A 12,042-nucleotide genomic window follows, 5' to 3' on the forward strand; every position below is an offset into this window, starting at 1 on the left:
CCCGCTCAGATCGCGGCGCCGACGAGCGCCTCGCCGAGCGGCGTGCGCTGGTGCAGCATGCGCGAGCCGTCGCGGCGGCTCGCCACGAGCCCCGCCTCGCGGAGCACCGTGAGGTGATGTGACGCGGTCGAGATCGCGAGGCCCGAGTCCGTCGCCACCTGCGACGTGGTCCGCGCCTCGTGCGCGGCGAGCAGGATGCCGGCCCGAGCGGGGCCGAGGAGCGCGGCGAGCGCCTCGGCGAGCGCCGTGGCATCCGTCGCCCAGTTCTCGGTGACGCCCTGCGCCGGGTAGAAGAGGGTGGGCTGCGCGGGCGGCTCGGTGAGCACCATGCAGCGCCCGCCGCCGAGCACCGACGGCACGAGCACGATGCCCGAGCCCCGGCAGTCGAGCACCTCGGAGTGCTGGGTCAGCTCGACGCGCAGCGCGCCCTCGTGCCACTCGACCGTGCGGTGCAGGCCCGCGGCCATCTCGGCGATGCCGTCGGTCGCGATGCGGCGGGCGCGCACGGCGATGTCGGCGCGGAGGATCCGCTCGAGCTGCGGCCACACGGGCTCGACGAGCGCCGCCCAGAGTTCGAGCCACGCGTCGGCGATCATCGCCCGCGCACGCGGGAGGTCGTCGAGCATGCGCAGCACGGCCTGCCGCCGCGCTCCCGTCGAGCGGACGACGACCTTGCCGAGGTCGACCCGCAAGAGCTCGTCGGGCACCTCCCGCAGCCGCGCGGCCTCGTCGGCGGGCTCGAGGTCCCACGTGGGCGTGGTCGTGAAGAAGTCGGGGAAGTAGCCCGACTCGCGCACGAGGAGTGCGACGAGCTCGAACGCCTCGCGCGGCACGTGATCGCGCACGCTGCGCAGCCACCCCCACTGCAGCGGATGCTCGGCCGGACGCTGCAGCACCCGGACCGCGTGGCACACCTCGTGCCCGGGCGAGACGCCGAACCGGATCGCCGACACGTCGCCCGGCGCGAGGCGGAAGTCGACGTAGCGGCGCTGCGTCGCCGTCTCCCGGGCGTGCCGCCCGAGCGTCGCCGGTTCCACCCGGCCAGCATCCCACGTCGGCGCCGATGTTTCGATCCAGATCGAAACAGTTCCCGAGCGGATGCCGCGGCGGGAGCCTTGCACCAGACACCGCAGCACCCGCCGAACGGCCGGGCCGCGGCATCCGCCACCGCCACCCACCACGAATCGAGGCCGCCGTGAACCCCGCCGAGATCACCCTCGCACCGACCATGACGGCGCCGGCCGGCGACCTCGTCGTGACGGCCGAATCGCTGCGCATCGGCACGGGTCGCACGCGCCGCTTCGTCGGCCTCGACCACGGTGCCGGCATCTCCTACTTCTTCGTCGACAACGAGCCGGGCGAGGGGCCGGGGCTGCACTGGCATCCGTACACCGAGACCTGGGTCGTGCTCGAGGGCACGGCCGAGATCACCATGGGCGAGCGCCGCCTGGTCGCCACGACCGGCGACACCGCGACCGTGCCCGCCGGCGTCTGGCACCGCTTCGAGAACGTCGGCGAGGGCCGGCTGAAGGTGCTCTGCATCCACGCGTCCGCCGTCATCGTCCAGACCTGGGCCGACGAGGACTGAACCGACCGTTCCACCACCACCGAAGGAGAACCCCATGTCGTTCCAGGCGTACCTCGACAACATCGAGGCCAAGACCGGGCTCACCCCGCGGCAGTTCGTCGCGCTCGCCGACGAGAAGGGCTTCGGGCCCGGCACCAAGGCGACGCCCATCGTGCAGTGGCTCGCCGAGGACTACGACCTCGGCCGCGGGCACGCCATGGCGCTCGTGCACGTCATCACGAAGGGCCCGCAGATCAGCGCGAAGCACGTCGACAGCGGCGGCACCCACAGCGATCCGACCGACGAGCTCTGGCTCGACGGGGCGGCGACGAACCCGAATCGCTGACCGGGCTCGACCGGCGAGCGCCGGCGCCCGGACGGTCGGGGCCCCGGCGGCCTCGTTCCCGTCGGGGCGTCGGGCTACGCTGGCGACGCACCCCGCTCGGACGGTCCGGGCGGGACGCGCTGGAGTCGACCCGATGACACAGACCGACCCGACCACGACCGGCACGAGCCCGACCCACCCGAGCCCAGCCCACCCGAGCCAAGCCCACCCGAGCCCAGCCCACCCGAGCCCGACCGAAGCGAGCCCGGCCGACCCTGCCGGCCAGCTCCCCCTCGGCGAGCCGACGGAGTTCGAGACGCCGCTCGGCACGTTCCCCGCCGTCGCCGGCGACGGCGTCGTGCGCGTGCGCAACGTCCGGTACGCGACCGCCCGACGCTTCGAGGCGCCGGTCGCCGCCGAGATCCGGCCCGACGAGGCATCCGCGCTGCAGGATCGCCGGATCGCGTGCCCTCAGCCGCAGAGCCCGAGCGACGAACTGCTCGGCCGCCCGCTCCGGGGGGTGGAGTTCGACGAGGACTGCCTCCGGCTCACGATCACCGTCCCGGAGGGCGCGCCCGACGAGGCCATGCCAGTGCTGGTCTGGGTGCACGGCGGCTCGCACGTCTCGGGCGCCGGCGACCTCGCGGGCTACGACCCCGCCGCCCTCGTGCGCGAGCAGCGGGTGGTCGTCGTGTCCGTCACCTCGCGCCTCGGGCTGCTCGGCTACCCGACGGATGCCGCGCACCCGGCGAACCTCGGCCTGCTCGACCTCATCGCGGCGTTCCGTTGGGTCGGCGAGCACATCGCCGCCTTCGGCGGCGACCCCGAGCGGATCACGGCCATCGGCCAATCGTCGGGCGGCGACGCGCTCGCGCACCTGATCGCCGCCGACGACGCCCGCGGACTGTTCCGGCGCGTCATCCTGCAGAGCGCACCGCTCGGCATCCGCACCGGGCGCGCCGACATGCAGCGACGCATGGCGGATGCCGCGGGCCCCCTCTCCCCGGACGCGACGCTCGAGGAGCTGTTCGCCGCGCAGGCACGGGCGAAGGAGGCCGCGGCGGGATCCGGACTCCGCTCGGCGATGCCGTTCGGTCCACGTGCCGGGGTCGCGCCGCTCCCGCCCGAGGACCGCATCGAGGCCGCCTGGCGCGAGCACGCCCCGGGCCTCGACGTGCTCGTCACCTGGAACCGCGACGAGACCGCGTTCTTCTTCGAGGTCGACCCGAAGCTCGCCGCGCTCGCCGCGCGACCCGTCGTCGGGTCGTGGCTGCGCCGCCTGATCGTGGCGCGGACGACGAACGCGGTGTACCGCTCCGGTTCACGCCGGTTCGCGCGGATCCTCGACCGCGGCGGCGCCGAGGTGCGGGTCGCCGAGTTCGACGGGCACCCCGACGGCAGCCGGATCGGGTCGGCGCACGCGATCGAGGTCGCGCTGCTGTTCCCGGCCACCGAGGCCTGGACCGGCACCCCGCTGCTCGCGCCCGACGGCGCTCGGAGCCTCGTCGCCGCGGGCGCCGCGCTCCGCGCGGCATGGGCGGAGTTCGCCCGCACCGGCTCGTTCCCCGCCGGGTACGTGCCGACCGGCCACGGCTGGGCGGGCAGCCTGCTGGCGAGGCGCGTGTGAGCGCAGGGAACGCGCCGGCGGACGAGAACGCGCCGGCGGACGAGAACGCGCCGGTCGACGAGACCGCCGCGGCGGCGTTCTGGGAGGAGTACCGCGCCGCCCGCCCCGAACGCGCGCTCGACACGGAACCCCCGAGCGTCGAGGTCTTCGGCGACCATCCGGCGCTCACCGACGAACTGCTGGTGCTCGTGCTCGACGGCACCAAGCGCGCCACGGCCTCGCTCGTCGCCGAGTTCCGCCACGAGGGGCAGCCGCTCCCCCGTGTCGGCAGCCACTGGATCGCGTGCGACTCGGCCGGCAGTCCGCGGGCGATCCTCCGCAGCACCGAACTCCGCATCGGACCGTTCTCGAGCGTCGACGCCGCGTTCGCGTACGACGAGGGCGAGGACGACCGCACCCTCGGATCGTGGCAGGAGAACCACCGACGGTACTGGCGGCGGGTCTGCCCCGGAATCGGGATCGCGTGGCACGACGACCTCGAGGTGGTGTTCGAGCGGTTCGAGGTCGCCTGGCCGCCCGAGGCCGCCGACCGCTGACGGCGACCTCGCCCCGCGCCCACCGTCGATCCCTCGCCGGTGTCGGCGGCATGGGCGAGCATGGCCGCATGCGCGACGACGTCATCACCTGGCTCCTCGACGGCGACCCGAGCGTGCGCTGGCAGGTCATGCGCGACCTGCAGGGTGCACCCGACGACGCCATCGACACCGAACGCGCGCGGGTCGCGACCGCGGGCTGGGGTGCGCGGCTCCTGGCGGCGCAGGCCGACGACGGATACTGGGGCGGGCAGGTCTACGGTCCGAGTCGCGAGCGCGACTCGGTCATGTGGACCCTGCAGGTCCTGCGGAACCTCGGTGCGCCGCCGGACGCGGCGCCCGTGCGCGCCGCCGTCGACCGCGTCGTCGCCGACGTGGTCTGGGCGGAGTTCGACGACCTCCCGTACTTCAGCGGCGAGGTCGAGGAGTGCGTGAACGGCGGCGTCCTGGCGAACGCCGCGTACTTCGGCGTGCTCGGCGAGGGCAGCGACCGGATCATCGCGCGCCTGCTCGATGAGGCGCTGCCCGACGGCGGGTGGAACTGCGAGCCGGCCGACGAATCCCAGCGCTCGTCGTTCGACTCGACCCTGTGCGTGATCGAGGGGCTCCTCGAGTACGAGCGCGCGACCGGGTCGGCCGACGCCGCGGTGACCGACGCCCGACGCCGCGGCGAGGAGTACCTGCTCGAGCGCAGCCTCTTCCGCCGGAGGTCGACGGGCGAGCTCGTGAAGCCGCGCTACACGAACTTCTCCTTCCCGACCTACTGGTTCTACGACGTGCTGCGCGCGCTCGACCACTTCCGCGCTGCCGGCGGCCCCGCCGACGCACGGCTCCGGCCAGCACTCGACCTCGTCCTCGAGCAGCAGGGCGACGACGGGCGATGGCGTGCCGGCCGGAGCTGGCCCGGCGGCAACCGGTACGAGGTCGACGCGCCCGAGGGCGAGCCGAGCCCGTGGAACACGCTGCGCGCGCTGCGCGTGCTGCGGTGGGCCGATCCGGCGTCGGTCGGCTGACGATGGCGATCGAGGTGCGGGCGGCATCCGCCTTCGCAGACGTGGCCGCGGTCCTCGGACCCAAGCGGCCCGATGCGAGCGTGTGCTTCTGCCTGAGCTACCGGCTGACCTCGTCGAAGGAGAACCAGTCGCTCACCGGGCCCGCCCGCGGCGAGCGCGTGCGCGAGCTCTGCGCACAGGATCCGGCGCCCGGAGTGATCGCCTACGACGGCGACGAACCCGTCGGCTGGGCGGCGATCCATCCGCGCGCCGACACGAGCTTCGCCACGAACCGGCGCATCCCCCACGTCGACGACCTCGACGTGTGGTCGCTGTGGTGCGTCCGCGTCCGCCCGGGCCACCGCAAGCAGGGCATCTCCCACCACCTCATCGAGGGCGCGGTCGCGTTCGCGCGCGAACACGGCGCTCCGATGGTCGAGGCCTATCCCGTCGACAACCGCGGCGAGAGGGTCGACCTCACGATGGCCTACGTCGGCACCCGCGCCGCGTTCGAGCGCGCCGGCTTCGAGAAGGCCGCCGACACGACGAGCGTGCTGAACGGCTTCCCGCGCATCCTGATGCGTCGCGACCTGCGCTGAACGCGCAGGCCGCGACGCCGTCAGGGCTTCGGAACCGTCAGGGCTTCGGGACGAGCTCGATCTTGATCGCCTCGACGCGCTTCGCCTGGCCGGTCGTGCCCGCCGTCTGCCCGTCGGCGACCCACGACTGCCAGCCGATGCCCTGCACGTGGGCGCTGTACCTGATGGAGTAGTGCGCGGCGATGTCGCCCGTGAGCTGGATCTGCAGCGCCTCCATCCTCAGGTTCTGGCCGACGGTGCCGATGTAGTTCGGCGAGTTCGTCCACGGCATCCAGCCGAGGCTCTGCACGTGCGCCCGGTACTGGATCCCGCCCGAGTACTCGCTGCTCACGACCGACGCCTCGAGCGCCTGCATGGCGAGCGACTGCCCGGTGGTGCCGGCGACCGCGCCGTCCGAGACCTCGGACATCCACCCGATCTTGGCCACGTGGGCGCGGTAGAAGACCGAGCTGCCGACGACCGGCTCGCGCTCGATGAGTCGGATCTGCACGGCCTCGATCGGCAGGCCCCGACCGGTGGTGCCGGTGACCGCGCCGTTCTCGACCCAGGGCATCCAGCCGACCTTCGCGACGTGCGCGCGGTACTCGATGTCGAAGTTCGACGCGAGCTGGTCGGTGAGCCGGAACTGGAGCGCCTCGAGCCGGAGGCCACGACCGGTCGTACCGAGCACGGTGTCGCCGTTCTGCCATCCGGTCCAGCCGATGCTCTGGACGTGTCCGCGGCTCTGCAGCACGCCCGACAGCCCGTTCGCATCGAGCTCGAGATCGAGCGCCTCGACTCGGAGCGACTTGCCCGCGGTGCCCGCGACCTGTCCGCCGGTGCGGCTCTGCTGCCAGCCGAGACTCTGCACATGGGCCGAGTAGGTGAGCATCGGGTTGCCCACGCCGTACACGGTGGCGAGGTGGGCGATGCGTCGCTCGACCCAGTCCCTCAGGTAGTCGACCTCGCCCTGCCACGTGTCGGCGATGACGTGACCGCCGTTGAACTCGCCCGGTCCGCCGAGCACGTCCCACGTGTCGAAGTTCGCGTCGGCCGATTCGGGGATGCCGGCGGCGTACTCGTCGATCTTCGTCGGCAGTTCGTCGATGATCGCCTTGAGCTCATTGTCGTAGAGGTCTCGGACCGCCTCGACGAACTCGGGGATCCGCATGAACTGGGTGTACCAGCCGTTGCCCTTGTTCCGGAAGAACTGCCCGTTCATCACGTAGTCCTGGCGCGGATCGCCGCCGAGGTTCTCCGAGACGTACTCCGCGAAGGCGCTGTCGAAGTCCCACACCGGTCCGGCGTGCAGGACGTCGTTCACGCCGTCGCGCCAGAAGAACACGCTCGACTGCGTGATCTCGGGGTTCTCCGCGACCTCGAACACGAAGTAGTACTTGATGAACGACTCGACGTCGATCAGGGCGCTGAGCGCGTCCCAGTCCGGATCGTTCGCGTACAGGTGCGACTCGATCTCGTCGAGGTAGTCCTGGATGTCCGCGTAGGCATCGGCCAGCGGCGGCGCCAGCGGGTCGTCCACGTCCTCCACGGCGTCCTTCAGCACGAACAGCGTGTTGCTGCGCTGCGTGTGGAAGTAGAAGTCCTCGGCGGTGCCGTAGTTGTTGTCGAGCTCGAGCAGGATCCCGCCGGGGTCGGCGAGCTCGAGCCGGTTCTTCTTGACCTCGACCTTCTCGCTCAGCAGGTAGTTGCCGAGGTACTCGCCGTTGATCGTGAGGTCCACGAACCGCGAGTCCGGGGTTCCCGGCAGGCCGAACGCCGCCGCGAGGTCGTAGGCGACCTTGTTGCGCAGCAGCGACGGGTCGGCGTGGTTGGCGAGCAGGATCCACGTCTTCGCCGACTGCATGCCGAGGATCGGCGTCGAGCTGTCGAACTTGATCTGGTACGGCTTCTTGTCGAGCGTCCAGGTGAAGTTGCCGCGGCCCTTGATCTCCTCGAGGGAGGCGTCGGTGAGGTTGTTCGCCGCGTTCGCGGGGTCGACGAGCGTGAGCAGCGAATGATCTTCAGTGTCCGGGTCGACGGGGATCTCGTCCTTCGACGCGTTCAGGTCGCCGTCCAGCGAGTAGCCCTCCGGCAGCTGGATCGAGATCGACGGGACGTCGTTGACGATCTCCGGCGGGGCGGCGAGGGCCTGGGCGGCGAGCTGCTGGGCCTCGGGCTGCGGCGAAGCGGTCTTCTCAGGCGGCGCCGCGGGTTCCGTCGCCTCGACCGGAGCCGCGGGCTCGGTCGGGGCCGGCGACTCCGGCGGCGGCGCCTCCGTCGTCTCGACCGGGGCGGATGGCGGCAGCTCCTCGGCCAGCGCGGGCGAGAGCCCGAGCGGGAGGGCGAGTGCGAGTGCGGCGGCGATCGCCAGTGACAGGATTCCGGGTCGTGCGGTGCGCATCGGGTCCTCCTCGACCTTGGTCGACCGCGCCCCTCGCGTTGGTCTCGGTGGGTGCGGGGGGTTGCGGGTTTGGCGAGGAGGCTACTCCGGAGTCGACCCCCCGGAGGAGGTCCATCGGCCCGGTCACACCCGTTTTGGGGGTACGTCGCGAGGACTCCTCACTTGTTGAGCCCAGTTCGGGGGCCAGCGAACCGGAGGGCGTCCGCCGCTCCCTCGACCCGATCGAGGGCGCCCTCGACGTGGCGCTCGAGACGATCCGGCATGATCGACGCATGCCCGCAGCAGCATCCGAGATCCCCGTCGCCCTCGCCGTCGACATCGGCGGCACGAAGGTCGATGCCGCACTCGTCGATGCCGAGGGGCGCATCGTGGCGGGCAGCCGCCATCGTGCGCCGACCGGTGCGGGTCAGACGCCCGAGACGTTCGCCCTCGCGATCGCCACAGTGTGCGAGCGGGCGACGGATGCCGCGGGGCCGGCGCACCGGCTCGTCGGCGTCGGCGTCGGGACCGCCGGCCCGCTCCTCGGCGACGGGACGCACGTGTCGCCCTTGAACATGCCCGGCATCCGCGACCTGCCGCTCGTGCCGGCGGTCGAGCGCTTCGCGCACGGCGCACCCGTCGTGGTCGCACTCGACGGCACGTGCATCGCGCTGGCCGAGGCGCGCTTCGGGGCGCTGCGGGGCGTGCGCAACGGCATCGCGATGGTCGTGTCGACCGGGATCGGCGGCGGGCTCCTGGTCGACGGACGCGTGATCCGCGGCGACTCCGGCAACGCCGGGCACGTGGGGCAGGCCTGGGTCCGCCGCCCGTCCGCCGACGACCCCGTCGCGGCGACCGTCGAAGCGGTCGCCTCGGGTCCGGCCACCGTCCGATGGGCGAACGCCCACGGATGGGTCGGCGTCGACGGGCTCGCGCTCGCGGCCGACTATCGCGCGGGCCACCCGGTCGCGGTGCGGGCCGTGCGCCGGTCGGCGGATTCCGTGGGGCAGGCGATCGCGTCGTTCGCCGCGCTGCTCGACGTCACCACCGTCGCGATCGGCGGCGGCTTCTCCCGGGTCGCCGACGACTACCTGCCGCTCGTCGAGGCGGCCGCCCACCGCACCGCGGTGCTCCCCGCCGCACGCGAGGTGCGGGTCGTGCCCGCCGAGCTCGGGGACGACGCACCGCTCGTCGGCGCCGCGCTGCTGGCGTTCACCGACTGAGCGCGCGGGACTCCGGCCGGTCGACCGGCGGCCGCGACCGACGGGCGCTCAGCCGATCTCGAAGCGCGCCGGCCCGTCGCCCGCGGCGAGCGCGGCCTCGATGCGGGACCGGTGCTCGGCGTCGACGGCGCCGAGGGCGGCGAGATCGGCCGGGTCGTGCCATCCGAGATCGATCATCTCGCCGTCGGCGGGGTGCGGCTCGCCCTCGACCCAGCTGCAGCGGAAGGTGAGGTCGAGGTAGTCGGCCCGGTCGCCGTTGCGGTAGACGATGCGGGGCACCTGGTGCACCCACGCGAGCCGCTCGACGCGGATGCGCACGCCGGCCTCCTCGTGGGCCTCGCGCGCCGCGGCCACAGCGGGCTCCTCGCCGGGATCGACGATGCCGGTGATGGGGGTGAGGGCGCCGGTGTCGGACCTGCGGCCGAGGAGCACCCGCCCCTCGCGGAGGATCACGGCGGTCACGCCGACGAGCGGGAGCGGTGCGGTCCCGACGTGGCGTCGGAGTTCGAGCACGAAGTCGGGCGTGGGCATGGCGAAACCCTATTCGCCCACGTCCGTTCGTCGCGCGGGCACCGCCGTTCGTCGCAGGGGGCTACCGTTCGGCGGCGTCGGTGCGCTATGGTCGGTTTTCCAACCGAACGATCGGTCGGGAAACCCCGCAACGGCGCACCACCCCCGCGCCGACCCCCGTTCCAACCCTGCACAGAACAACGGAGTTCGCATGTCCTCATCCGTCCAGGAGTCCACGCGCACCGGGAGGATGTCCGCCGAGGAGCGCAAGGTCCTCGCCGGCACCCTCGTGGGCACGTCCATCGAGTGGTACGACTTCTTCATCTACGCCCAGGCGGCCGGCCTCGTGCTCGCGCCGCTCTTCCTCGCCCCGCTCGCGGAGTCGAACCCGACCCTCGCGCAGGTGCTCGCCTTCGCGACGATCGGCATCTCGTTCCTCTTCCGCCCGCTCGGCGCGGTCGTCGCCGGCTGGCTCGGCGACAAGCTCGGGCGCAAGAAGATGCTGGTCTTCACGCTCATCCTCATGGGCCTCTCGACCTCGCTCATCGGTTTCCTGCCCACCTACGCCGCGATCGGCATCGCGGCGCCGATCCTCCTGATCACGCTCCGGATCCTGCAGGGCTTCTCGGCCGGCGGCGAGTGGGGCGGCGCGGCGCTCATGTCGGTCGAGCACGCACCGGAGGGCAAGCGCGGCTTCTTCGGCGCCTTCCCGCAGATCGGCGTTCCGGTCGGCATGATCCTCGCGACCTTCACGCTCTGGATCATCACCTCGACCATGTCGCCTGAGGCGTTCATGGAGTGGGGCTGGCGCATTCCGTTCATGTTCTCGATCGTGCTGATCGTCGTCGGCTACCTGATCCGTCGCGCGGTCGAGGAGAGCCCGGTCTTCAAGGAGCTCCAGGAGCGCAAGCAGGAGTCCTCGGCGCCGCTCAAGGAGCTCTTCCGCAGCAACACGAAGAACGTGATCCTCACCGCGGTCATCTTCATCGCGAACAACGCGGCGGGCTACCTGCTCATCGCGTACTTCGCGACGTACGCCGTGACCGCGCTCGGCATGGACCGTCCGTCGGTGCTGCTCGCCACGACGTTCGCCTCGTTCGGCTGGCTGATCTTCACGCTGTGGGGCGGCCGGCTCTCCGACCGCCTCGGTCGCATCCGCACCTTCCAGATCGGCTACGTGTTCCTCGCCCTCTGGGCGATCCCGATGTGGTTCCTCATCGACACCGGGAACATCGTCTGGTACTTCGTGGCACTGTTCCTGATGACGTTCGGCCTCGGCCTCTCGTACGGCCCGCAGGCGGCGCTCTACGCCGAGATGTTCCCGGCGAAGGTGCGCTACTCGGGCGTCTCGATCGGCTACGCGCTCGGCGCGATCCTCGGCGGCGCGTTCGCCCCGATGATCGCCGCCGCCCTGCTCGGCGAGACGGGCATGTCGTGGACGATCGGCCTCTACATCGCGATCGCCGCGGTGATCTCGCTGATCGGCGTCTCGATGGTCAAGGAGACGAAGGACGTCGACCTGAGCGCTTGACCTCCTGAACGACGACGAGAGGCGGATGCCGCGCGGCATCCGCCTCTCGTCGTCTTCGCTGCCCGGATCGGCGACCGCAGGTCGGCGCCCCGACGGTCAGTGCCCGGCGCCGAGCCGCCCGGCCAGTCGCGCGTGCATCGCGGAGCTCGCCTCGTTCAGGCCCTCGATGACGACCTGTGTGCCGTGGCGCTCGTACTTCGTCGTGATCGCGTCGAGCGCCGCAACGGTCGAGGCGTCCCAGATGTGCGAGCCCGACAGGTCGATCACCACGCGCTCCGGATCGTCGGCGTACTCGAACTGCGTGGTCAGGTCGTTCGACGAGGCGAAGAACAGCTCGCCGTCGACCCGGTAGTACGCGGTCGGCACCGGCTCGTCGAGCGCCAGCCGGCGGGTCACGGTCGCGAAGTGCGCGACGCGACGGGCGAAGGCGACCATCGCGACGAGCACGCCGACGATCACGCCGATCGCGAGGTTGTGCGTGGCGACGACCACGGCCACGGTCGCGACCATGACGATCGTCTCCGACTTCGGCATCCGCTTCAGGGTCGACCAGCGCACCGAGTGCCAGTCGAAGGTCGCGACCGAGACCATGACCATGACGGCGACGAGTGCCGCCATCGGGATGATCGCGACGAGGTCGCCGAGCCCGACCACGAGGATGAGCAGGAACACGCCGGCGAGGAACGTCGAGATGCGGGTGCGCGCGCCCGAGACCTTCACGTTGATCATCGTCTGGCCGATCATCGCGCAGCCGCCCATGCCGCCGAACAGGCCGG

At 72.0% G+C, this 12,042-nt stretch carries 12 protein-coding genes; 8 read left to right on the forward strand and 4 right to left on the reverse strand.

Annotated features, from left to right (window positions below):
* Positions 1–5: 5 nt before the first annotated feature.
* Positions 6–1,037, reverse strand: coding sequence for a DUF5937 family protein (locus tag GJ743_RS19375; protein WP_328288743.1), 1,032 nt, complete (start codon positions 1,035–1,037; stop codon positions 6–8).
* Between the two features lie 158 nt (positions 1,038–1,195).
* Here GJ743_RS19375 and GJ743_RS03640 point away from each other — a divergent pair, with 158 nt between their 5' ends.
* From GJ743_RS03640 to GJ743_RS03665, 6 genes are all read left to right on the forward strand, one after another.
* The gene (locus GJ743_RS03640; protein WP_328288744.1) at positions 1,196–1,588 is read left to right on the forward strand and encodes a cupin domain-containing protein; all 393 of its coding nucleotides are present in this window, start codon (positions 1,196–1,198) and stop codon (positions 1,586–1,588) included.
* 34 nt (positions 1,589–1,622) lie between these two features.
* Entirely contained in the window at positions 1,623–1,913 is a 291-nt protein-coding gene (locus tag GJ743_RS03645) for a DUF4287 domain-containing protein (protein WP_155050576.1), read from the forward strand.
* 133 nt (positions 1,914–2,046) lie between these two features.
* On the forward strand, positions 2,047–3,519 hold the full coding sequence (locus tag GJ743_RS03650) for a carboxylesterase family protein (RefSeq protein WP_155050577.1): 1,473 nt from the start codon (positions 2,047–2,049) through the stop codon (positions 3,517–3,519).
* Positions 3,516–4,055: an ASCH domain-containing protein gene (locus tag GJ743_RS03655; RefSeq protein WP_328288745.1), complete on the forward strand. Its 540-nt coding sequence runs from the start codon at positions 3,516–3,518 to the stop codon at positions 4,053–4,055. The genes GJ743_RS03650 and GJ743_RS03655 overlap by 4 nt, the downstream gene beginning before the upstream one ends.
* A 68-nt stretch (positions 4,056–4,123) precedes the next feature.
* Positions 4,124–5,065, forward strand: a complete 942-nt coding sequence (locus tag GJ743_RS03660) for a hypothetical protein (protein ID WP_155050579.1) — start codon at positions 4,124–4,126, stop codon at positions 5,063–5,065.
* A gap of 2 nt (positions 5,066–5,067) precedes the next feature.
* Positions 5,068–5,643 (forward strand): GNAT family N-acetyltransferase, encoded by a 576-nt coding sequence (locus GJ743_RS03665; protein ID WP_155050580.1) that lies wholly within the window; start codon positions 5,068–5,070, stop codon positions 5,641–5,643.
* A gap of 37 nt (positions 5,644–5,680) precedes the next feature.
* On the opposite strand, the gene GJ743_RS03670 is transcribed toward GJ743_RS03665, so the two are convergent.
* A complete protein-coding gene (locus tag GJ743_RS03670; protein WP_155050581.1) occupies positions 5,681–8,023 on the reverse strand; it encodes a CotH kinase family protein in 2,343 nt (780 codons plus the stop codon).
* Between the two features lie 272 nt (positions 8,024–8,295).
* Here GJ743_RS03670 and GJ743_RS03675 point away from each other — a divergent pair, with 272 nt between their 5' ends.
* Entirely contained in the window at positions 8,296–9,225 is a 930-nt protein-coding gene (locus tag GJ743_RS03675) for an ROK family protein (protein WP_155050582.1), read from the forward strand.
* Between the two features lie 48 nt (positions 9,226–9,273).
* Here the strand turns inward: GJ743_RS03675 and GJ743_RS03680 are convergent, their stop codons facing one another.
* Positions 9,274–9,756, reverse strand: a complete 483-nt coding sequence (locus tag GJ743_RS03680; protein ID WP_155050583.1) for an NUDIX hydrolase — start codon at positions 9,754–9,756, stop codon at positions 9,274–9,276.
* A gap of 190 nt (positions 9,757–9,946) precedes the next feature.
* On the opposite strand from GJ743_RS03680, the gene GJ743_RS03685 reads away from it, so the two are divergent.
* Positions 9,947–11,266 (forward strand): MFS transporter, encoded by a 1,320-nt coding sequence (locus GJ743_RS03685; RefSeq protein WP_155050584.1) that lies wholly within the window; start codon positions 9,947–9,949, stop codon positions 11,264–11,266.
* A 96-nt stretch (positions 11,267–11,362) separates the two neighbouring features.
* On the opposite strand, the gene GJ743_RS03690 is transcribed toward GJ743_RS03685, so the two are convergent.
* A partial coding sequence (locus GJ743_RS03690; protein WP_155050585.1) for a SulP family inorganic anion transporter occupies positions 11,363–12,042 on the reverse strand: 680 nt, incomplete at its 5' end.

Origin of the sequence: Agromyces bracchium (genome assembly GCF_009709675.1) — a bacterium.
Taxonomy (GTDB): Bacteria; Actinomycetota; Actinomycetes; order Actinomycetales; family Microbacteriaceae; genus Agromyces; species Agromyces bracchium.

What these genes read in the sequence shown, in the direction of transcription:
- GJ743_RS03675 (WP_155050582.1), top strand. Translation starts at nt 8,296, where the DNA reads ATGCCCGCAGCAGCATCCGAGATCCCCGTCGCCCTCGCCGTCGACATC.
- GJ743_RS03680 (WP_155050583.1), bottom strand. Translation starts at nt 9,756, where the DNA reads ATGCCCACGCCCGACTTCGTGCTCGAACTCCGACGCCACGTCGGGACC.
- GJ743_RS03650 (WP_155050577.1), top strand. Translation starts at nt 2,047, where the DNA reads ATGACACAGACCGACCCGACCACGACCGGCACGAGCCCGACCCACCCG.
- GJ743_RS03670 (WP_155050581.1), bottom strand. Translation starts at nt 8,023, where the DNA reads ATGCGCACCGCACGACCCGGAATCCTGTCACTGGCGATCGCCGCCGCA.
- GJ743_RS03645 (WP_155050576.1), top strand. Translation starts at nt 1,623, where the DNA reads ATGTCGTTCCAGGCGTACCTCGACAACATCGAGGCCAAGACCGGGCTC.
- GJ743_RS03660 (WP_155050579.1), top strand. Translation starts at nt 4,124, where the DNA reads ATGCGCGACGACGTCATCACCTGGCTCCTCGACGGCGACCCGAGCGTG.
- GJ743_RS03665 (WP_155050580.1), top strand. Translation starts at nt 5,068, where the DNA reads ATGGCGATCGAGGTGCGGGCGGCATCCGCCTTCGCAGACGTGGCCGCG.
- GJ743_RS03685 (WP_155050584.1), top strand. Translation starts at nt 9,947, where the DNA reads ATGTCCTCATCCGTCCAGGAGTCCACGCGCACCGGGAGGATGTCCGCC.